The organism is Streptomyces sp. NPDC093225 (assembly GCF_044753805.1).
Classification (GTDB): Bacteria; Actinomycetota; Actinomycetes; order Streptomycetales; family Streptomycetaceae; genus Streptomyces.
The window spans coordinates 94,055-115,552 of sequence record NZ_JBIVNX010000010.1 but is presented as its reverse complement, the minus strand read 5'-3'; the positions used below and the strand labels follow the sequence as shown (position 1 = coordinate 115,552).

Annotated in this window: 14 protein-coding genes; 3 read left to right on the top strand and 11 right to left on the bottom strand. The window is 75.1% G+C overall.

The features are described 5' to 3' along the window. Positions 1-202: 202 nt before the first annotated feature. The 4 genes from ACIQCH_RS12200 to ACIQCH_RS12185 form a co-directional block, all read right to left on the bottom strand. Complete coding sequence (locus ACIQCH_RS12200) at positions 203-2,356, bottom strand: ATP-binding protein (protein ID WP_402580566.1); 2,154 nt, start codon at positions 2,354-2,356, stop codon at positions 203-205. Continuing rightward, entirely contained in the window at positions 2,356-3,096 is a 741-nt protein-coding gene (locus tag ACIQCH_RS12195; RefSeq protein ID WP_402580565.1) for a DUF4255 domain-containing protein, read from the bottom strand. Before ACIQCH_RS12195 ends, ACIQCH_RS12200 begins: the two co-directional genes overlap by 1 nt. A 31-nt stretch (positions 3,097-3,127) precedes the next feature. Then, positions 3,128-7,594, bottom strand: a complete 4,467-nt coding sequence (locus ACIQCH_RS12190) for a hypothetical protein (protein WP_402580564.1) — start codon at positions 7,592-7,594, stop codon at positions 3,128-3,130. 442 nt (positions 7,595-8,036) lie between these two features. After that, on the bottom strand, positions 8,037-8,693 hold the full coding sequence (locus tag ACIQCH_RS12185) for a response regulator transcription factor (RefSeq protein WP_402580563.1): 657 nt from the start codon (positions 8,691-8,693) through the stop codon (positions 8,037-8,039). Between the two features lie 187 nt (positions 8,694-8,880). On the opposite strand from ACIQCH_RS12185, the gene ACIQCH_RS12180 reads away from it, so the two are divergent. The 3 genes from ACIQCH_RS12180 (at position 8,881) to ACIQCH_RS12170 (ending at position 11,780) form a co-directional block, all read left to right on the top strand. Continuing rightward, a complete protein-coding gene (locus ACIQCH_RS12180; RefSeq protein WP_402580562.1) occupies positions 8,881-10,206 on the top strand; it encodes a hypothetical protein in 1,326 nt (441 codons plus the stop codon). 85 nt (positions 10,207-10,291) lie between these two features. Then, a complete protein-coding gene (locus tag ACIQCH_RS12175) occupies positions 10,292-11,080 on the top strand; it encodes a hypothetical protein (protein ID WP_402580561.1) in 789 nt (262 codons plus the stop codon). A gap of 100 nt (positions 11,081-11,180) precedes the next feature. Continuing rightward, entirely contained in the window at positions 11,181-11,780 is a 600-nt protein-coding gene (locus ACIQCH_RS12170) for a 1,4-alpha-glucan branching protein (protein ID WP_402580560.1), read from the top strand. 228 nt (positions 11,781-12,008) lie between these two features. On the opposite strand, the gene ACIQCH_RS12165 is transcribed toward ACIQCH_RS12170, so the two are convergent. The 7 genes from ACIQCH_RS12165 to ACIQCH_RS12135 all read right to left on the bottom strand — a co-directional run bounded on the left by ACIQCH_RS12165 (position 12,009) and on the right by ACIQCH_RS12135 (position 21,282). Continuing rightward, positions 12,009-12,413, bottom strand: coding sequence for a hypothetical protein (locus tag ACIQCH_RS12165; protein WP_402580559.1), 405 nt, complete (start codon positions 12,411-12,413; stop codon positions 12,009-12,011). A 589-nt stretch (positions 12,414-13,002) separates the two neighbouring features. After that, entirely contained in the window at positions 13,003-14,628 is a 1,626-nt protein-coding gene (locus ACIQCH_RS12160) for an APC family permease (protein ID WP_402580558.1), read from the bottom strand. Positions 14,629-14,865: 237 nt separating this feature from the next. Then, positions 14,866-16,335 (bottom strand): aldehyde dehydrogenase family protein, encoded by a 1,470-nt coding sequence (locus tag ACIQCH_RS12155; protein ID WP_402580557.1) that lies wholly within the window; start codon positions 16,333-16,335, stop codon positions 14,866-14,868. Further along, the gene (locus tag ACIQCH_RS12150; protein WP_402580556.1) at positions 16,332-18,071 is read right to left on the bottom strand and encodes an amidohydrolase family protein; all 1,740 of its coding nucleotides are present in this window, start codon (positions 18,069-18,071) and stop codon (positions 16,332-16,334) included. Before ACIQCH_RS12150 ends, ACIQCH_RS12155 begins: the two co-directional genes overlap by 4 nt. 147 nt (positions 18,072-18,218) lie before the next feature. Further along, positions 18,219-19,346, bottom strand: coding sequence for an LLM class flavin-dependent oxidoreductase (locus ACIQCH_RS12145; protein ID WP_402580555.1), 1,128 nt, complete (start codon positions 19,344-19,346; stop codon positions 18,219-18,221). Between the two features lie 151 nt (positions 19,347-19,497). Then, complete coding sequence (locus ACIQCH_RS12140; protein WP_402580554.1) at positions 19,498-20,298, bottom strand: SDR family NAD(P)-dependent oxidoreductase; 801 nt, start codon at positions 20,296-20,298, stop codon at positions 19,498-19,500. 36 nt (positions 20,299-20,334) lie between these two features. Further along, positions 20,335-21,282, bottom strand: a complete 948-nt coding sequence (locus ACIQCH_RS12135) for a TIGR03619 family F420-dependent LLM class oxidoreductase (RefSeq protein WP_402580553.1) — start codon at positions 21,280-21,282, stop codon at positions 20,335-20,337. Positions 21,283-21,498: the final 216 nt, after the last annotated feature.

Below are 21,498 nucleotides of genomic sequence, written 5' to 3'. Positions count from 1 at the left end.
CACCCTGCCGGTCGCGTACCGCTGCCGTCCTTCACCCGCGCAGCCCCCACAGGGCACTGCTCCCTGCCCTTTCAGGCAGGCTGAGGGGACGGCCGGCACCGGAAGCCGGCTCGCGCACGGGGCCGCACCGCGCCCGGCCGGTGGCGATGACCGTGCTGACCGCACGGACCGCACCGACCGGACCAGCCGGTCCCCGGCCCGGTCAGCGGGCCAGGTGGAGGTACGGGCCGAACTCCGAGGCCAGGCACAGCCGGCCCAGCTTCCGGTACTCCCGCGCCACCGCCGCGACCAGGTCGGCCATGCCCACCGGCCGGCCCGCGTCGGCCGCGAGGTAGGCCGCCGTCACCGCCGCCGAGCGGATGTCGCCGCCGGCCAGCTCGAAGGCCCGCCCGCAGAAGACCAGGTCCAGGTCGTCCCCGCGCGGCAGCGCGGACCCCAGGCAGCGGTCCCACAGCGCCGTGCGCTGCACGGCGTCCGGCAACGGGAAGTCGACGACCAGGTCGAGCCGGCGCGTGAACGCCTCGTCGAGGTTGGCGCGCAGGTTGGTGGCGAGGACGGCCAGACCGTCGAAGGTCTCCATCCGCTGGAGCAGGTACGCGCTCTCGACGTTGGCGTACCGGTCGTGCGCGTCCTTGACCTCCGACCTCTTGCCGAAGACGGCGTCGGCCTCGTCGAAGAGGAGGACGCCGTTCACCCCGGCCGCCTCCGTGAAGATCCGCTCCAGGTTCTTCTCGGTCTCGCCCACGTACTTGTCCACGACCGTGGCCAGGTCCACGGTGTAGAGGTCCAGGCCCAGCGCACCCGCGATCACCTCCGCGGACATGGTCTTGCCGGTCCCCGAGTCGCCCGCGAACAGTGCCATCACCCCGCGGCCCCGCCCGCCGCCGGGCCGCATCGCCCAGTCGCCGAGCACCCGGTCACGGTGCCGGGCGCGGGCGGCGAGCTCGCGCAACTGCCCCAGGACGGGCTGGGGCAGGACGAGATCGTCCCAGCCGACGCCCGGGCCGATCCGTCGGGCCAGGCGTTCCAGACCGGAGGTGTTCTGCGCCCGCGCGCCCTGCAGCAGGTACGCGTCCGGCACGGGGGCCGGCTCCGGGCCCGGGCCGCCGCGCGCCAGGTCGGCCTGTTGGCGGGCCGTGCGGGCGGCCCGTTCCATCTGCTCCGGGCTCAGCACGAACGCCGACACGGCGGGCCCGGCCGGCGCCCCCAGCACCGACTCCCACAGCGACGCCCGCGCCGCCGCGCCCAGGCGGGCCACCTCCACCAGCAGCGGCACCCGCCCGGACCAGGCCGGGTCCCAGCCGGCCTGCCCGGTGAGCAGCACCGGTACGCCGTATCCGGCCGCGCCGGACGTCCCGTGCGCCCCGCCCAGCGCCGTCAGCGCGCGCAGCAGCTCCGGCTTCTCCGCCAGCGCCTCCACCGGCCCCGCCACCAGCCCGGCGCCCGTCAGTGCCGCTTCCCGGCCGGCCGCGGCGACCAGCCCGTCGGCGTCGGCCTGCCGGGCCAGCCGCGCCGGGTCGAGGACGAGTGCCCGGTGCCCGGCCCGGGCCAGGGCGTCCACGGCCAGCGCGCGGGCCACGCCGCACGCGGGCTCCCGCAGGTAGACCAGGCCCGGGGCGTGCAGCGCGGCGGCGAGCCGGTCCGGCAGGTCGCCGAGCGCGTCGACGGGCAGCCGTCCCGGGTGGCCCGGGGCGAGCAGGTCCGCCAGCGCCGGGTCGGGGCAGTCGTCGCCGAGCAGGTAGGCCGAGACCCGGTCGGGCACCCGCAACGACCGGCTGAGCAAGGGGCGTTCCGGCTCCTCGACGAGCAGCAGGCCACGGGCCGCGAGCGGGCCGGCGGCCGACAGCCGGGCCCGGGCGGCCGCCGAGGCGGCCGGTACCCCGCACAGGGCCAGGGCGAGGCCGACGCTCGGGCGGCGCCGGGTCACGTCGTCGTTGAGGTAGCCGTAGAGCTGCTCGAACCGCCGGTCGAGGTCGGGCGCGAGCGCGATGAGCAGCAGCTCGGCGTCCAGACCGCCCGGGACGCCCCCGAGCACGTCGCCCTCGCCGCCCGGCCCGCCCTCGCCGCCCTCGGCGCCCGCGCCGGCGGGGCCGCCCGCCCCCAGGCCGAAGTTCCGTACGAGCAGCCCGAGACGGGAGTCACCTGGGGCCGGCAGGGCGGCCAGGGCGCGCGCGTCGACCTCGTCCGGGCCCATCGGCGCGCCGGGGTCGTCGAGGATGCGCCGTACGGTCTCGTCGGACAGGTACAGGCCCCGGAACGGATCGTCGGCCTCCGGGTCCCCGGCGCGCCGCGCCGCCACGGCCCGCCGCACCCGGGCCTCCACGATCGCCAGGCGCCCCAGCAGGTAGCGGTCCATCAGCCACGCCGCCGGGTCCGCGGCCCCCGCGCCCGCGGCACGCCCGCACCCGACCCACCGGCCCCGGCACCCGCACCCGGCCCACCGGGCCCCTCGTCCGCACCCGGACTCCCGCCCCCGCCGCCGCTCCCGGACGGGGCGCCGGGCCCCGGGCCCGCCCCCGCCGCCACGTCCGACAGGTCCACCACCAGCCCGTCCTCGACCGGCGGCCCGGCGTCCCACACCGGCGCCGTCGCCACGGGCGCGCTGACCACCACGTCCAGCGAGGGCTTCAGCTCGCCGCCCAGCGCGGACCACACGTCCGCGAACGCCCGGTCCTCCGGCGGCGGCAGCGCGATCGACACCGGCACCGGCAGGCCCGTGCCGGCCAGCTCGGGTCCGAGCCCCGCCGCCGGCAGCGCGTCGTGCCGCAGGAAGCAGGCCAGCAGCGCGGACAGCAGCCGGTGTTCGTCCTCCGGCCGCTGCGTCCACGCGCTGATCAGGTACGACAGCTTGAAGTAGCGGGGCGGCAGGGTGCGGGCGGTGACCCGGCCCTGCTCGTCGTAGATGTTGCGGCGCCCGCGCGACCGGCGCCGCATGTCCTCGCGGATGTCGTACAGGTACAGGTTCACGGTCGGGGTGTTGCGGCGGGCCGCCCAGTCGCGGGTGGGCGCCTCGAAGACCACGTCGACGTCCGCGCCTTCCCCCACCGCTTCGGCCCGCACCAGCGCCCGCAGCGCCTCGTCCACCTCGTGGATCACGCCACGCCCCCGCCGCCGGGCCCGCCGGCCGTCACCGTCGCCACTGGAAGTCCCCCGGCTGCAGTACGCCGGGCACCACCAGGTAGTCCGCCGTCACCGGCCGGAACAGGGCCCGCGCGGGCGCCCGTACGCCGGCCTGGGCGGCGCTCAGCCGCCGCTCCCCGAGCGCGTCCTGGACGAGCACCAGCATCGGCGCGGAGAACGTGCCGTCCGCCCGCACCACCACCGGCGCCGACGCCACCGTCACGCCCTTGCTCCACCGCAGCCGCAGCTCCACGCCCGGCGGGAACTGCTCCCCCGAGGCCTGGGCCACCGCGCCGGGCGGTCCGGCCGGCGGGACGAGCCGCAGCAGCGGCTCGCGGACCGTCAGGGGGGCGCGGGCGCTGTTGTTGCCGGGCCTCGAGTCGCCGCCCGTGGTCGTCACGGTCGCCGTGACCGCCCCGGTCAGGGCGTGTTCGGCGCCCAGGACGAGGCGTACGGTCGCCCGCTTCATGAAGCCCAGGTCCGCGACCGGGCAGCCGGCGGGCGTGAGGCACTCCGGGCGCGAGGCGCTGAGCACGGGCACCCCGCTCGGCACGGCCACCACCAGGCGCAGCCCGGTGGCCGGGCGCGGGCCCTCGTTGCGGACGACGACCTCGGCGTCGAACCGGCCGCCCGCGTACGCGGTGCGCGGGGCCGCCTTCAGGGCGACCGCCGGGTCGGGCCGGCCGGGGCGGGGCCGGCCGGGCGGGTCGGTGCCCGGGTCGGTCACCCGGCGGACGCCGAACGGCGTGCTCGCGCTGTTGTTGGCCGGGTTCGCGTCGGGTCCGGGCGTGGTGACCGTACCGGCCACGGCGCCGTCGAGGGCGACGTCGGCGGTGACGGTACGGGTGACGGTGACGGTGGCGCCGGGAGCCAGGTCGCCGAGCGCGCAGCCGGTGGGGGCCGGGCACGGCGGGCTCGCGGTGACCACCCGTACCCCGGTCGGGAGCAGGGTCGTCAGGTGGACGTCCCGGGCGGGGGCGTCGCCGGCGTTGCGGACCGTGTACGTGAGGGTCGCCAGGTGCCCGGTGGCGATCACGGGCGGGGTCGCGGTGACGGTCACGGTCGGGTCGGGCAGCCGCGGGTCGACAACGGTGAGGTCGACGGAGGCCTCGTCGTTCTCGCCGTCGTCGTCCGGGGTGCCGGTGCTGACGGTGCCGTCGATGCTGCCCGAGAAGGCGGCCGCGGCGGTGTAGGCGGCGGTGACGGTGCGGACGGCGCCGGGCGCGAGGGTGCCGAGGGCGCAGCCGGTGGGCGGGCACGCCGTCCCGGACACGAGGGTGAGGCCGGGCGGGACGGTCAGCTTCAGGCGGACGTCCTGGGCGCCGGCGGTGCCGAGGTTGCGGACCGTGAACACGACCGTCGACGGCTCGCCCACGTCGACGACGGGCGGGGTGGCGGTGGCGGTGAGGGCGAGGTCGGCGACGACGACGTTCACCGACAGGGTCACGGTGTTGTCGCCCGGTCGGGGGTCGGGCAGGCCGGACTCCGCGGCCGCGGTGACGGTCTGCGCGCCCTTCGCGACGGCCTTGGCCTTCAGTTCGATGCGGGTCCTGGTGCCGCTCGGGAGCGTGCCGAGGTCGCAGACCAGGTCGGGCCCGCAGGTGCCGCCGCCGGGCGGGGGCACGGGCGGGCCGGCCGCCTCCATCCCGGGCGGCAGCGTGAAGCGGGCGCGGGCGCGGGGGGCGGGCGCGTTGCCGCGGTTCCACACCTCCAGGACGAGGGTGGCGGTGCCGCCCAGCAGCAGCGGGTCGTCGGGGGTGGTGAGGGACGCGCGCAGGTCGGAGCCGGGCTCCCAGGTGGGCTGGGACTGGCCGTTGTAGAGCTTGCCGGCCAGGATCCGGGCGGTGGCGGGGGCGGCCGGGTCGAGGGTCATCAGGCGCCGGGTGCGCGGGTTCGCGTCGCTGTCGTGGCCGGTGACGAGGACGTCCACGGCCAGGCGCTGCCCGTCGGGGGTCCAGGCGGGGTTGTCGGGTTCGTCGTACGACCAGCCCGTCCCGTCCTCGCCGGGCAGCTCGGAGGGCGCGAGCGGGCAGTCGTCGGTGCGCCGCGGGAGCAGGCCGGTGCAGCCGGTGCCGTCGGCCTTCATGCGCAGGACCGCGCGGGGGCCGTCGTAGCCGGAACCCAGCGCGACCGCGGGCGCGCCGGCGGCCCGCGGGCGCGCGGCCGGGGCGGCCGCCCCGAGGCCGGGACCGCTGAGCGTGGCCTGGCGGACGAACGCGATGGTGCCGTCGCCCCAGTTCCAGGCGGGCCGTACGTCCACGACGAGGCAGCCCGGGCTGCCGCACTGCCGGGCCGTGACGTCGAACTGGCGCGGGATGTGCTCCTCGCTGGGGATGAAGGCCTCGGCGTTCCAGATGTGACGGTCGCGCTGGTCTCCGGGGTCTCCGGTGAGGAGCGGGGCGGGGGTGGGGGCGGCCCGGCCGGCGGCCGGGGCGACGGCGCCGGTGCGGGGGGCCGCCGGGCTCGGCCCCGGGGGCGCGGCACCCGCGCGCCCGGACCCGGACGACGGGGCGTCGGAGGCAGGGGAACCGGCGGTCGGGGAACCCGGGGACGCGGGACCGGAGGACGCGGGGCCCGGAGCCCCCGACCCGGGCGGTACGGCCCCGGGCGACCGGTCCCCCGCCGGCGGGGTCGCGGCCGGCGGGGTCGCGGCCGGCGCGCGCGGGACGGCCCGCAGCCCCGGCTCGTCGACCAGCCGGCAGCTGCTCCAGCGCGAGAAGACCAACCGCGTGCCGTCCGGGGACCAGGCCGGGTCCCGGTCGTCGGAGTCGCACGCGTACCCGGGCGCCGGGAGCCGCCACGGCACGTCGTACAGGAACTCGGCGTGCGCCGCCCCGCCGGACACGTCCACGACGGTGATCCGCGCGTACGACTGGCCCTCGTCGCCCCAGCGGGCGAAGGCCAGCTTCGTGCCGTCCGGCGACCAGGCGGGCCGGGACTGGCGCTCGTCCGGCAGCTCCCTCTCCGGGTCCTCGTACGTGAGCCGGACGGCCGCCGCCAGGTCCTCGGGGCCGCCCACCAGGATGCGCTGCTCGTCCGGGGCCTCCGACGGCGTCGAGGCGCTCGCCACGAACGCCAGGGCCGTGCCGTCCGGGGAGTAGGCCGGGTCGGCGAGGTCGTACTCCCGCCCCTGCAGGGCGCGGAGCTGGAGGCGGTCGGCGGGCAGCACGGGGCGGGAGTTCTCGATGTTCGTAGACTCGGGGTCCGTCCCGCCGAGCAGCAGCACCGGCCCGCCGTCCCCGCCGGCCGCCGGGCCGTACCAGGTCACGGACTCCGTCTCGTAGCCGACCACGGCGTCCGGGTCGAAGACGGGCGTGCCGGCGCAGGTGCCGCAGGCGGGGGCGGTGGCGTCGACCAGGTACGGCTCGGCGGAGAGGAAGGCGATCGTCTTCGCGTCGGGCGACCAGGCCACGCCCGACCGCGCCTGGGTGTACCCGTCGCCGACGGCGAGCACCTCGGGGGTGGCATCACCGGGACGGGCCGGCACGGTGGCCAGCACCATGCGGCGCCGCTCGGCCGCGGCCCGCACCCCGGCCCCGTCGGCCGGGCGCCCGCGGGTCACGCAGGCGGTCCCGCACCCGGGGTCGTCGTCGATCCAGCGCCAACTCACGTACGCGATGCGGTCCTCGGAGCCGGGGGCGGCCGGCTCCCAGGCCGGCTTGGCCACCCCCTCCTCGTCGCCGGTGACGCGCACCTGCGCGCCGCCGGCCGCGACGGTGGTCCGGTACGCGACCCCGTCGCGGGTGAACACGAACTCGGTGCCGTCCGGCGACCAGTCGAACCAGTCGGCGTCCGCCACGGCCTCGCGCAGCCCGGCACCGCTGCCGTCGGCCTTCACCACCCATACGGACGGGCGCGCGTCCCGCTCGGTCAGACCGCGCTCGGCGTCGCAACGACCGGCGGAGGAGCGGGTGCCGTCCCCCTCGTCGCCCTGCCAGCCGACGAACGCGATCCACTGGCGGTCCGGGGAGAGCACCGGGTGGACGAGGCGCCACCCGGGCTCCGAGCCGACCGCGGGCTTGCGCAGCACCTGGTGGACGGCCCCGTCGGCCGTGCGCCGGTAGACACCCTCGGCGTCGCCGTCGCGGTCGCTGACCCAGACCAGGTCGTCGCCGCGGGCGGAAGCCTCGCAGTCGTTACCGGCGACCCCGACGGGCAGCGCGGGCGCGAGGCTGCCGCGCGGGCCGACGGTGACGAGGCCGTGGTGCCACCCGTCGCCGACGTACGCGATCCGCCCGGGGTCGGGCGGCGGATCGGCGACCGCGGCCCGCGACGGCGCGGCGGCCGGGCCGCCGGCACCGGGCGCGGCGGCGGGCACGGCCCCCACCAGGGCGAGGGCGAGCGCCAACACGAGCCCGCAGCGCCCGAAGCGGGCGCCGGAGCGCGCGGGCCTGCCGGGGCGCGGGAGCACGGCCGGAGCGGGCCGGTTTGCGCCGCCGACCGGCCGGCCGTCTCCTCGTACACGTCGTCGCACGCAGACCTCCTCACCCGAAACCCTGTCCCGCTCCCCGCTCCCCATCACCCGGAGACCGGGCAGCGGTTCGGGCAGCCCAAGCAGCCCGAAGAGGCAACCCCGATCCCCCGCACCGACCCGTCCCGCCCCGACCGCCCCACCGCCGCGGGCCCCTCGGTGCACGACCGGTCCGAGCAGCACCCCCGCCCAGGGCGGCCGAACGAACCGAAGCCCCGGTGGGCCGCCCCGTGGTGTGTGGGGGAGCCGCTTGACGGGGCATGGCAGGCTGGTCCGGAGGCGGGCCCGGGTCTGGGGTGGCCGAAGGCCAGGGCGAAGCCCCGAAGCCCCAGAGGTGGGCCTGCCGCAGGGCCTGCAGGCCATGCCCCGTCAAGCGGCGAGGGGACCCGCACACCACGGGGCGGCCCACGAAGCGCGCCCACCCCGACCCCTCACCCGCACGCCCCTAGATGAACCCCTGCCGCATCGCGTAAGCCACCGCGTGCGAGCGGTTCCGCAGCTGCAGCCGCGTGGTGACGTCGTGGAGGATGTTCTTCACCGTCCGCTCCGAGAAGGCCAGCGCCCGCGCGATCTCCGCCGTGTCGCTGCCCTCCGCGACCAGCCGCAGGACGTCGATCTCGCGCGGCGCGAGCCCCGTGAAGGCCAGCCCCCGCGGGTCGAGCACCTGCCGCTGCAGCCGCCCCACCTGGTCCAGCAGCCGGCCCAGCAGGTCCGCCGGCACGCTGCCCTCGCCCCGCGCCGCGGCGGTGATGACCTGCACCAGCCGCTCGGCGGACGCCTCGGCCCGCCGGACGACCCCGACCACCCCGCATTCGACCGCGGCCACCAGCCCGCCGTCGTCGATCTCCGTGACGACCAGCACGATCCGCCCCTGGCCCGCCCGCTGGAACCGGCGCAGCGTCTGCAGCTCGGCCTCCCCGACGCGGTCGGCGGAGACCACCGCCACGTACGGCCGGTCGTCCCCCGTGCCGTCCTCCTCGCCCAGCAGCCGCAGCTCCGGGCAGGTGCGCAGCTGGCCGGCCAGCCCCGCCTGCGAGATCGGGTCCTGTGCGGTCAGCCGCACCGGAACCCGCTCCGCACCGCTCTCACCCTGGTACCGCATGGCACGTACCCCCCTTGCTCGGCGCCCCGCGCCCGCGCGAGAGCCCACCTGTCCCCTCTGCGGCGTCCAGTGAACACCCGGGCAGTCAGCAGGCACTTAACGAGGACTCAACGGGCAACGCAGCATGCCCTCGCGTGTGTCCGTCCGGATCCGGCGTCCCCACACCCCCGTCCCTACCGTCCTGACCATGACCACTTCCGCTCACCTGGACGCCTCCCCGACCTCGGTGCTGCCCGGGGAGGAGGTCCGGATCCCGCTGGAGCTGCGCAACAGCGGGAACGTCGTCGAGGCGTACAGCTTCGAGGTGCTCGGGCCTGCGGCCCGGTGGTCGGTGGTGGAGCCGGCGACGATATCGCTGTACCCCAACACGGCAGGTCAGGTGGAACTGGTCGTCCGCCCGCCGCGCGACACGACCGTCGCGCCGGGCGAGCTCACGTACGGGGTACGGGTGCTGCCGCAGGAGCAGCCGCAGCACGCCACGGTGCCCGAGGGCGTGCTGCACGTCCGCCCGTACGCCGAGTTCGCCGCGGAGCTCACGCCGCGCATGGGCACGGGGCGCACCGGCGCCGGGTACCGCGTCGCGCTCGACAACCGCGGCAACTATCCGCTCTCGGTTGCCCTTTCGGGCAAGGATGCCGGTGACCTCCTGAAGTTCGGTCTGCCCTCGGGGCCCACGCTCGTGGAGCCGGGCCGGGCGGCGTTCGTCAAGGTGCCGGTGAAGCCCAAGCGGTGGTTGTGGCGCGGCACACCCGTCCCGCACGCGTTCCAGCTGCACGCCGCTCCGGCGGCCGGCCCGGAGGGCGCCCCCGAGGTCGCGCCCGCCACGCTGGACGGCAGCCTGCTCCAGCGCCCGGTGCTCTCGCCCGGGCTGCTGAAGGCCGTGCTGGCGGCGGTGGCGCTGGCGGCCGTACTGGCCGGGCTGTGGTTCGGGGTGCTGCGGCCGGTGGTCCGGTCGGCGGCCAAGGAGGCCGTCAAGGAGCCGGTCAAGGCGGCTCAGGCGAAGGCGGAGGAGGCCAAGAAGGCCGCCGAGGACGCGAAGAAGGCGGGCGGCGGTGACGGCGGCTCGGACGGCAAGCCGGGCGGGAAGCCAGGCGGCCCGGGCAGCTCCCCCTCCCCCTCCCCCTCGCCGAAGAAGCCGGGCGAGGGCCCCGGTCCGCAGCCGCAGGCCGCCCTGTTCTCGGCCCGCCTCACGGCCTCCGCTGCCGCGGGCGGCTCGGACACGGCGACGTACACCGTCCCGGAGGGCAAGGTGCTGCGCCTGACCGGCCTCATCCTGGAGAACCCGCAGGGCGACAACGGCTCGGTCGTCTTCTCGGTCGGCGGCAAGCCGCTCCTCGCGCCGGCCCTGGAGAACTTCCGCGAGCAGGACTTCCACTGGGGCTCGGGGCTCCTGGCGGCCGAGAAGCAGGAGGTCACGATCACCCTCACGTGCCGCACCGTGGGCCGCCCCCCGGCCGCCCCGGCGCCCTCCAAGTGCTCGGCCGCGGCCCTCCTCAACGGAACGATGGAGTGAGCCGGACCGGACAGCACCCACCCCACCCACCCCACCCACCCCGGAACCACCCGTACCCCCGGCCCCGCCCGTCGTTGACCAGGGCATGGTGCTCTGGCTGCTCAACAACGTCGGTACGTTCCTCCTCGCCGTCCTGATGGTCGGCGGTATCGTCCTCCTGGCCGTCGCGGGAAGCATCGCCGCCCGGCGCCGCTTCCCGCACCTGGCCCAGGGCGAGCACAACGAGATGGTCGGGGTCGCGCTCGGCATGTTCGGCGCGATCTACGGCATCATCCTGGCCTTCGTCGTCGTGAACCTGTGGACACAGCTGGAGACCGCCGAGAACGTCATCGCGAGCGAGTCCACCGACCTGGCGCTGATCGTCCGCAGCGCCGAGTCCTTCCCGCCCGCCGACGGGGCCCGCATCAACCGCTCCGTCAGCGACTACGTCCACGCGGTGGTCACCGTCCAGTGGCCCAAGATGCAGGCCGGAACACCCAGTTACGAGACCACCTCCGGCCAGGTGCAGGGCATGTACCGGGCGCTGCAGGCGTACGAGCCGACCACGTCGCGCACCCAGACCTTCTACGAGGAGGCCGCCGCCCGCCTCAACGACGCCGCCGCCCAGCGGCGGGCCCGCGTGACCATGGCCGAGCGCCAACTCCCGGGCCTGCTGCAGGTGCTGGTCTACGGCGGGGCGCTGGTCATCCTGCCGCTCACCTTCCTGTTCGGGCTGCGGAGCCTGCGCATGCAGCTGCTGTTCGTGTCGGCCGTGGCGGCGCTGATCGGCTTCAGCCTGCTGCTGGTCCTGGTGCTGGACCGGCCGTTCGCCGGGGAACTGAGCGTCAGCCCGACCCCGTACAAGGAGGGCGCACTGGCCCAGTTCTGGCCGTAGCGCCCCGGCGCGGCAGCCGTCACCCCTCCCCCTCCCGCCCTCCCCCGACCCCGACGTAATTCCAGGGCCTCGGAGGTCCCCCGAACGGCAGGATGAGGGCATGGCTGTCATCCACCACACCACCATGAGTCCCACCAAGACCGAGCTGCTGGCGGCATGGCTGCCCGTGCAGCCCTGGTACGCCGGCGACCCCGCCCTCGAGCCGCTGCTGACGCGGGTGGGCGGGTTCCGGCTCGACGACCCCGAGGGGGAGGTGGGCATGGAGTTCATGGCCGTGGCCGACGCCTCGGGGCCCGAACCGGTCGTCTACCACGTGCCGATGACCTACCGCGGGGCGCCGCTGGACGGGGCGGAGGCCGCGCTGATCGGCACGTCCGAGCACGGGGTGCTCGGGACGCGGTGGATCTACGACGGGGCGCAGGACCCGGTGCTCACCGGGCAGCTGCGCGCCCTCTTCGAGGGGCGGGCCGTGGCGCAGGCACAGAGCCTGAGCGACACCCCCGACCCGACGGTGGTGGTACGGGCGACCGGCGCGGGAGCCGGCCCGGGCGACGGCGCCGAGCCGCAGGTCGTACGCGTCCTGGGGGCGGGCTCCGACACCGAGGAGCGGCGCGGCCACGTGGCCGCGGCCTGGCGCCTGCCGTCCGGGCCGGCGGAGTTCCGGGGCGTCTTCGCGGTCCTGGCGGCCCCGGGCGCCTGAGCCGCGCGCGCCAGGGCCTGGGCCGGGCACGGGCCGGGGCCCGAGACGGGGCGGGGGCCGGGGAGGCGGAACACAGGGCGTGACCCCGCGAGGGCGGCCGGGGCTCGGGGAAGGCTCGGCCGGGCTGCTCGCGGGGTCACGTCGGCGGGACAGGGCCCCTGGGGACCGGGCGCTGCCGGGGAGCCCGCCGGACCGTACAGCGCGTGGGGCGTGGTGTGCGGGCCGGGGCTACAGCCCGTCGATGCTGCCGCTCGCCCAGCCGCCGGCCGCCTTCAGCGGCGGGGTGAGCGCGGGGGCGGCGTCGCCGAGGGTGGCGCCGAGGGCCTCGTCGGCGGCGACGGTCGCGAACTCGGCCTGCTCGACGGCCTCGTCCGGGTTCTCCGCGAGGTCCAGGACCTGGGAGGTCACCTCGGCTGCGGGCAGCGCCGGGAGCTTCGCACCCGTCAGGTCCGGCACACCGGCCGTGGGGACGTCCAGGACGTCCGGCATGCCGGCCAGCGGGACGTTCGGGAGTTCGGGCAGCGGGGCGGCCTGGGCGGCGGTGGAGGCCAGGCCCAGGGCGGCGCCGGCGAGGGTGATCGCGGCGGCGGCGCGCTTCACGGTGCTGAGGGTCTTGTGGTTCTTGAGGTCCATGCCCCGGACAACGAAGCGGGGTCGGCCCGGTCACCGGGGGTGGCGGTGGAGGTCCCACCATTGGGCGTACGCGTGCCACTACCGGGTCGGGTTCGTTGTGCGGCCTTTACCCCTCGGCTTGCCGTCGCGGGTCGGCTGCGGGCCGTTGCCCTGCGGGGCCGGTCCCCTACCCGCCCTTCCCCCGTTCCCCGGGACTCCGCCCCGGACCCCAGGCCCGCGGACGCCGGGCGGGCTCCGCCCGGGCCGGGCGCTCCGCGCCGGCCTCCCGGGGCTCCGCCCCGGACCCCGCGCCTCAAACGCCGGCGAGGCTGGAATCGCCCCGACCGAACCGCGACGGGACCGGAACTGCCGGGACGAACGCCGGCGGGGCCGGAACTGCCGTGACCGGCGCACCCAGCCCGCGCGGCGTCCGAGACGGGCCGGCATATCCAGCCCGCGCGGCGTTTGAGCGCACCCGGAGCGCAGCGCCGGGGGTTTCCCGGGTGGAGCCCGGCTGGACGCGGCGTCCGTGGTCGCAAGCCACGGTTACGGGAAGGGGCGGGGAGGGGACATCGCCCCGCGGGGCCCATCGCGCGACCGGGGACGGGGGTCAGTCCTCGACCACGAGGGACGGGGTCGACTTCGTGAGGACCTCGCCGCGGAAGAAGGCGGGGCTGCGCCGGGCGAAGAGGACCATCAGGACCGCACCCACGGCGAGGAGGCCCACCCCGATCACGAACACGCTGCCGACGCCGAGGACCGACGATCCCGACCCGTACGCGGGGTTCCACATGTCGACCAGCGTCTTGACGAAGACGGTGGCGAGCAGCAGGCCGCCGAGCACCGGGAAGACCGCCTTGAAGAGCAGGTCGCGGCCGGAGCGGGTGAGCTCCTTGCGGAAGTACCAGGCGCAGGCGAACGCGGTCAGCGAGTAGTAGAAGCAGATCATCAGGCCGAGGGCGTAGATGGTGTCGACCAGGACGTTCTCGCTGACCAGGCTCATGACCGTGTAGAACCCGCCGGTGGCGACGCCCGCCGTGACGGTGGCGCGGCCGGGCGTCTTGAAGCGCGGGTGGACCTCGGCGTAGGAGGTCGGCAGGGCCTCGTACGTGGACATCGCCAGGACGGTCCGGGCCACCGGGATGAACGTGGTCTGGAGGGACGCGGTGGCGGAGGCCAGGACCGCGACGAAGAGCGCGATGCCGAGGACCGGGCCCATGACGGGGCCGGCCAGGGCGGCGAAGACGTTGGAGGAGGTCTCCGGGTTGGCGAGGCCGAGGCCGGTGGTGCCGGAGCCGACCGCCATCTGCGCGGCGATGCCGGTGGCCAGGTACGAGCCGACGAGGACGAGCATCGCGATGAGCGCGGCGCGCCCGGGGGTCCTGGCCGAGCCGGTGGTCTCCTCGTTGGTGGCCAGGCAGGCGTCCCAGCCCCAGTACATGAAGATCGAGAGGGACAGGCCGGCGGTGAAGGCGGCGAAGGACTTGACCGCGAAGGGGTTCAGCCACTGCCAGGAGAAGTCCGCCCCGGTGTCGAACAGGTCGGCCACGGCGCCGGAGCGCGCCTTCTGGACCGCCAGGGCGACGAACACGGCGAGGACGACGAGCTGGAGGCCGACCAGCGTGTACTGGACGCCCTTGGTGGCGGTCATGCCGCGGTAGCTGACGGCGGTGGCGGCGGCGATGAGCGTGAGGCAGGTCGCGATGTGGACGGCCTTGTTGCCGTCGAGGGCCGCGATCTGCGGGTTGCTCGTGATCTCGCCGGCGAGCAGCCAGAAGTAGGAGGTCGCGACGCCGGCCAGGTTGGACAGCACGATGATCGTCGCGATGACCAGGCCCCAGCCGCACATCCAGCCCACGCGGGGGCCGAAGGCCTTCACGGTCCAGGTGAAGGAGGTGCCGCAGTCGGGCATGGCCTTGTTGAGCTCGCGGTACGCGAAGGCGACCAGGAGCATCGGGAGGAAGCCCGCGAGGAACACGGCGGGCATCTGGACGCCGACCTCGCCGGCGGTGGAGCCGAGGGTGGAGGTCAGGCAGTAGACGGGGGCGACGGTGGAGATGCCGATGACGGCACTGCCGACGAGGCCGACCGAGCCCTTGCCGAGGCCCTTGCCGCGGACGTCGCCGGGACCGTTGCCCCGGACGCCGCCGCCGGGGGCCTCGGTGGACCGGTCGCCACCTCCGGCGGTTCCGCCTACCGTGCCTCCGGCCTGGGGCCGTACGTCCAGCTGTGTCATGGGAAGGGACGTTAGACGCTGCGGTTTCCATATTCGGAGGCTCTAAGTCCGGTTCCCGGCGGCGAAGATGCTCTTGCGATTCACAGGAGTCACCCCCGCATGGGTATGCATTGGAAGGCATCCGACCTCACGGACCATCGCTTCCATGAGGTCGGACACCGTGTTCCGGTATACGGAAATCGCAGCTCTGTCCGTTTCGCCCGGTTCGAAAATTTCCCGTGGCAATTTTCACAGGGCCTACGTCGTCCACACGATCGACTGCACCTCGCTGTACGCGTGCAGGGCGTACGAGCCGACGTCCCGCCCGACCCCGCTGCGCTTGAAGCCGCCGAACGGGGCCTCCATGTTGCGGCCGATCGTGTTGACGCCCACCCCGCCCGCGCGCAGCCGGCGCGCCACCCGGAACGCCCGGGCCACGTCCCCCGACCACACGTAGCTCAGCAGCCCGAAGTCGCTGTCGTTGGCCAGCCGTACCGCGTCCTCCTCCGCGTCGAAGGGCAGGACCACCACCACCGGCCCGAAGACCTCCTCCCGGACCACCCGCATGTCCGCGGTGCAGTCCGCGAGCAGCGCCGGGGCGACGTAGAAGCCCTTGCCGTCCTCGCGGACCGCCGGCCGGGTGCCGCCCGCGACCAGCCGGGCGCCCTCCTTGCGGCCCAGCTCGACGTACGACTCGACGCGGTCGCGGTGCGCGGCGGAGATCACCGGGCCGACGACCGTGCCCTGCGCGGCCGGCTCCCCCACCTTCATGAAGGCTAGGTAGCCGGTGAGCTTCTCGATCAGCCGGTCGTAGACGCCGCGCTGGGCGACGACCCGGGTCGGGGCGGTGCAGATCTGCCCGCTGTAGAAGGAGAAGGTGGTGCCGATGCCCATGACGGCCGCGTCGAGGTCGGCGTCGTCGAAGACCACCGCCGCGCCCTTGCCGCCGAGCTCCATCAGCTGCCGCTTCATCCCGCGCCCGCAGACCTCCGCGATCCGCTGGCCGACGGCCGTGGAGCCGGTGAAGGAGACCATGTCCACGTCCGGGGAGTCGACGGCCGCCTCGCCGACGGCCACCGACTGCCCGTTCACGACGTTGACGACCCCGGGCGGGGCACCGGCCTCGTGCAGCGCCTCGGCCATCGCGAACACCGACAGCGGGTCCTGCGGTGCGGGCTTGACGACCACCGTGTTGCCCATGGCCAGCGCGGGGGCCACCTTGCCGGCCGGGTTGGCCCACGGGTTGTTGTACGAGGTGATGCAGGTGACCACGCCGACCGGCTGGCGCACCTCCAGTGCGCCCAGGGCCGCCGCCGGCCCCATCGGGCCGGCTTCGGTGACCTGCGGCGGCAGCCCGCGCTCGACGGGTTCGAGGGCTCCGCGCGCGTACCGGCGGAAGCGGGCGATGCCGACCCCGACCTGCATGCCGCGGGCGATGCCGGTGGGGGCGCCGGTCTCCGCCTGCGCGAGCCGGACCAGCGGCTCGTAGCGCTGCTGGATCAGGTCCGCGGCCCGGTCGAGGATCGCGGCCCGCTCCTCGGGGCGGGTGCGCGACCAGGTCTCGAAGGCCTCGCGGGCGGCGGCCGCGGCCGCGCGCACCTGGTCCGGGGAGGCCTCGGGGGCACGGCCGACCACGCTCTCGTCGCCGGGGTCCACGACGTCGTAGTGGCCGTGGTCGGGGGCCACCCGTGCGCCGCCGATGTACAGCGCCTGCGCGTCCGCGGTCATCGCGTGCTCACCGTCCTCGTGTCGCGGCCCGAGCGCAGCACGGTGCCGGGCAGCGCTCCGGTGACGACGTCGTCGCGGATGGCCTCGACGCCGTTGACGCGTACGGAGACCACGCCGATGGCCTTGGAGTCCAGCCGCGGGCTGTCGCCGGGCAGGTCGTGCACGAGGGTCGCCGGGCCGGCCTCGATCCGCTCCGGGTCGAAGAGCACCAGGTCGGCGTGGTAGCCCTCGGCGATCCGGCCGCGCTCGCGCAGCCCGAAGAGCCGGGCGGGGTCGTCGGTCAGCATCCGCACCGCCTGCTCGAGCGGGACCAGCCGGCGCCCGCGCAGGCAGTCGCCGAGGAAGCGGGTGGTGTACGGGGCCCCGCACATGCGGTCCAGGTGGGCGCCGGCGTCGGAGCCGCCGAGGAGGACGTCCTCGTGCTGCCAGGTCTCGGCGCGCAGGGTCCAGCTGTCCGGGTCGTTGTCGGTGGGCATGGGCCACAGGACCGTGCGCAGGTCGTCGTTGGCGCAGATCTCCACCAGGCACCGGAAGGCGTCCTGGCCGCGCTCGGCGGCGATGTCCTTCACGACCCGGCCGCTCAGGCCCTCGTTGGCGGGGCTGTAGGTGTCGCCGATGACGTAGCGGCCGAAGTTGGCCAGCCGCCGGAAGACGCCGGCCTCCTTGCTGTCGGCGCGGCGCAGCAGTTCGGCGCGTACGTCGGGGTCGCGCAGCTTCGCGATCCGCTCGGGCACGGGCAGGCCCAGGACCTCGCCCCAGCCGGGGATGAGGTTGAGGGCGCAGAAGGTGCCCAGCGACATGTTCATGGGGGTGAGGATCGGCATGGTGAGGGCGACGATCCGGCCGCCCGCCTTGCGGGCCCGCTCGCTGGGGACCAGCTGGCGGGGCACCCGCTCGGGGACGGCGGCGTCGACGGTGAGGACGTTCCAGTTGAGGGGCCGGCCGGCGGCCGCGGACATCTCGACGAAGAGGTCGATCTCGTCGTCCGAGAACTGGTCGAGGCAGCCCGCGACGATCGCCTCCAGCTGGGTGCCCTCGTGGTCGGCCACGGCCCGGGAGAGGGCGAGGAGTTCGTCGGGGCGGGCGTGGCGGGAGGCGACCGGCCGCCCGTCGCCGTCGGAGTGGGTGGCGGACTGGGTGGTGGACAGGCCCCAGGCGCCGGCGTCCATGGCGTCGTGGAGGAGCCGGAGCATCTCGTCGAGCTGGGCGGGGGTGGGCTGCCCGCCGACCGCGTCGGCGCCCATGACGTGGCGGCGCAGGGCGCAGTGGCCGACCATGAAGCCGGCGTTGACGGCGATCCGGCCCTCCAGGGCGTCCAGGTACTCGCCGAAGGTGTGCCAGCTCCAGTCGACGCCCTCTTCAAGGGCGGTCAGGGACATGCCCTCGACCTTGCTCATCATGCGGCGGGTGTAGTCGGCGTCCTCGGGGCGGTCCGGGTTGAGCGGGGCGAGGGTGAAGCCGCAGTTGCCGCCGGCGACGGTGGTGACGCCGTGGTTGAGGGACGGGGTGGCGTACGGGTCCCAGAAGAGCTGCGCGTCGTAGTGCGTGTGCGGGTCGACGAAGCCGGGGCAGAGCACCAGGCCGGCGGCGTCCTCGGTGGTGCGGGCCGGTTCGGTGACGGTGCCGGGCTCGGCTATGACGGCGATGCGGCCGTCGCGCAGGCCGACGTCCGCGGTGACGGCGGGGGCGCCGGTGCCGTCCACGACGGTGGCGCCCTTGATCAGGTGGTCGAGCATGGCGTCCTTCCTGGCATTGCGGCCGGTGGCGTGAGCGGGCCGGGGCGCGTACGACAGGCCGCTGCCGCACGCGCCCCGGCCGGTTGCGGGGCGGTGGTCCGGGAAGACACCGCCCCGGTACGGGGCCCCGGTACGGGGGCTACGCCGTCACGCCCCGGCGGCCTCGCGGAAGCGCGTGGTGCGGTGCACCGGGTCCGTGTCGACCTTCGGGATGACGTGCTCGCCGATGAGCTTGATGGTGTTCATCGTGTCCTCGTGCGAGACGCCCGTCGGCAGGCCGAAGGACAGCTGGTCGGCGCCGGCCTGCTCCCAGCGCTTGCACTGCGCGAGCACCTCGCCCGGGTCGCCGCAGATCAGCAGCTCCTCGGCGATCAGTAGCTCGATGATCTCCGCGTTGTACTCGGGGAGGATCTCGGGCCACTGCGGGATCGCCTCGGGCCGCGGGAAGGTGTCGTGGTAGCGGAAGACCAGCGACTGGAAGCGGTTCATGTTGGCGTTGACGGCGATCTCGACGGCCTTGTCGTGGGTCTCGGCGCAGATCGCGGTCGAGGTGACCATGACGTTGTCGTTGACGAAGGCGCCGATGGCCTTGGCCTCCTGGATCGCGGTCTTGTACTGCTCCAGCACCCACTCCATGTCGGAGACCTTCTGGACGCTGAAGCCGAGGACGCCCAGGCCCTTCTTGGCGGCCATGGCGTACGAGGACGGCGAGCCGGCGGCGTACCACATGGCCGGGTGGGCCTTGCCGTACGGCTTCGGGAAGATCTTGCGCGGCGGCAGCGACCAGTGCTTGCCCTGGAACCCCTCGTACTCCTCCTGGAGGAACATCTTGGGGAACTCCGCGATGGTCTCCTCCCAGATCTCCTTGGTGTGGTTCATGTCCGTCACACCGGGGAGGAAGCCGAGGATCTCGTGGCTGCCGGCGCCGCGGCCGGTGCCGAACTCGAAGCGGCCCCTGGAGAGGTGGTCGAGCATCGCGACCTTCTCGGCCACCTTCACCGGGTGGTTCACCGGGGCGAGCGGGTTGAAGATGCCGGAGCCGAGGTGGATGCGCTCGGTGGCGTGGGCGAGGTAGGCGAGGAAGACCTCGTTCGCCGACAGGTGCGAGTACTCCTCCAGGAAGTGGTGCTCGGAGGCCCAGGCGTACTTGAAGCCCGACCTGTCGGCCTGGATGACGTACTCGGTCTCCTCGATCAGCGCCTTGTGCTCTGCCTCGGGGTCGACCTTGGACCGCGCCTCAGGCACGTATCCCTGCACGAAGAGACCGAATTCCAAGGGGGTTCACCGTCCTTTGACTTCTGACTGACCGTCAGATAACGATGCAGTCGACTGTTCCACCGCGGGCCGGGACCGTCAATACCTGACGATCCATCAGATAGGGGGGCGGGTGCGGGTCGGGGATGCGGGGGACGCGGGGGCGCGCACCTCAGAGCACGCTGACGCCGGCCATCCAGCCGCCGTCGATGACGAACGGCTGGCCGGTGATGTACGACGAGTCCTCGGCGGTCAGGAACAGCGCCAGCCGGGCCACCTCCTCGGGCAGCCCGGCCCGCCCCAGCGGCACCACCCGCTTGTACAGGTCCGCCATGGCCTCGGTGGCCTCCGCGGAGGGCCCGTCGGGGTCCAGCAGGGCCGGGTTGGCCATGGGGGTGTCCACCGCGCCGGGGCACATGGCGTTGACGCGGATGTTCCTGACCGCCAGCTCCAGCGCCGCCACCCGGGTCAGGCCGACGATGGCCGCCTTCGTGGCGGCGTACGCGCCGACGAAGGCCATGCCGGTCAGGCCCGTGTAGGAGGAGGTGTTGACGATCGTGCCGCCGCCCGCGGCCGCGATCTCGGGGGCCACGTGCTTGATGCCGAGGAAGGCGCCGATCTGGTTGACCTGGATGATCTGCTGGAACTCGGCCAGCGGCGTCGCGGTCAGCTCGTTGAAGCGCAGGATGCCGGCGTTGTTGACCAGGCCGTCGATCCGGCCGCCGAACGCGTCCTTCGCGGCGGCGACCGCGGCCGACCAGTCCTCCTCGCTGCTCACGTCGAGGTGGACGTACCGGACGCGGTCGGGACCCAGGTCCGCGGCCAGTTCCCCGGCCACCGCCCGGCCCTGGTCGTCCAGCACGTCCCCGAGCAGCACGCGGGCGCCCTCGGCGGCGAACAGCCGCGCCTCCTGCTCGCCCTGGCCGCGGGCGGCTCCGGTGACGATGACGACGCGTCCGTCCAGCTTGCCCATGGGTGTACTCCTTGATGAGGGATGGAAGAGGGCGCCTCAGGCGTTGAGGAGCGGGCCGACCTCGGCGCCGAAAGCCGTGATCTGGTCCACGAGTTCGGCCCGGTCGCGGCTGCGGAACCGGACCTGGATCTGGTCCACGCCCAGGGCCCGGTACTCCCGCAGCGACTCGGCCAGCTCCTCCGGCTTGCCGGTGCGGGTGCGGCGGCCCGTCGCCCACGACGGCTCGCCGACGTACAACGGCTCGGTGATCGCCCCGATCTCGATCGGGTCCGTGACGCCGGCCGCCTCGCGCAGCTGCCGGATGCGGCCGATCTGCGCCGGCAGGGCCTCGCGCGGGTCGCCCTGCGGGAGCCACCCGTCACCGCGCACGGCTGCGCGCCGGACGGCCGCCGGCGAGGACCCGCCGACCCACACCGGCACCCGCTCCTGCGCGGGCCGGGGCAGCTGGCCCAGGTCCCGGAAGGACAGGCTCGGCCCCTCGAACTCCGGGTACTCCGCCGGGCCGAGCGCCGCCCTGAGCGCGTCGACGGTCTCGTCCAGCAGGGGGCCGCGGCGGGCGAAGTCCACACCCAGCGCCTCGAACTCCTCCTGTACGTGGCCCGCGCCGACCCCGAGGACCAGCCGGCCGCCGGAGAGGTGGTCGAGGGTCGCGTACTGCTTGGCGGTCGCCAGCGGGTGGCGCAGGGCGACGATCGCGACGTGGCTGAGCAGCCGGACCCGCTCGGTGGCGGCGGCGAGGAACGCCAGCGTGGCCACCGGGTCGTACCAGACCGTGCTCATCGCCCCGGCGAGCCGGCGCGGGATGGCCACGTGGTCGCACGAGGCGAGGTAGCCGAAACCGGACCGGTCCGCGGCCCGGGCGATCTCCAAGAGGTCGCCCGGGGTGGCGGCGGCCTCCCAGGGCTCGGCGTAGATGGTGCTCTGCGACTGGATCGGGAGCTGCATCCCGTACACCAGCCGGCCTTCCGGAAACACGCGCGCCATGGGCTCCGCCCCGCCTTCCACCTCACCTGACGATTCGTCATATCAGTGCGTGCGGAGCCCATGCTGGTAGCTGACGCCCCGTCAGGCAAGACCCGGGCGCGCACGAGGTGCGCACCCGGACCGTGGGCCGGAGCGGCCGGCGCAATCGGGTGGTGCCGCGAGACGGAGCCCGGCACGAACGGCCCCGCACCGGGCGGCCGAAGCGAACGAAGCCCC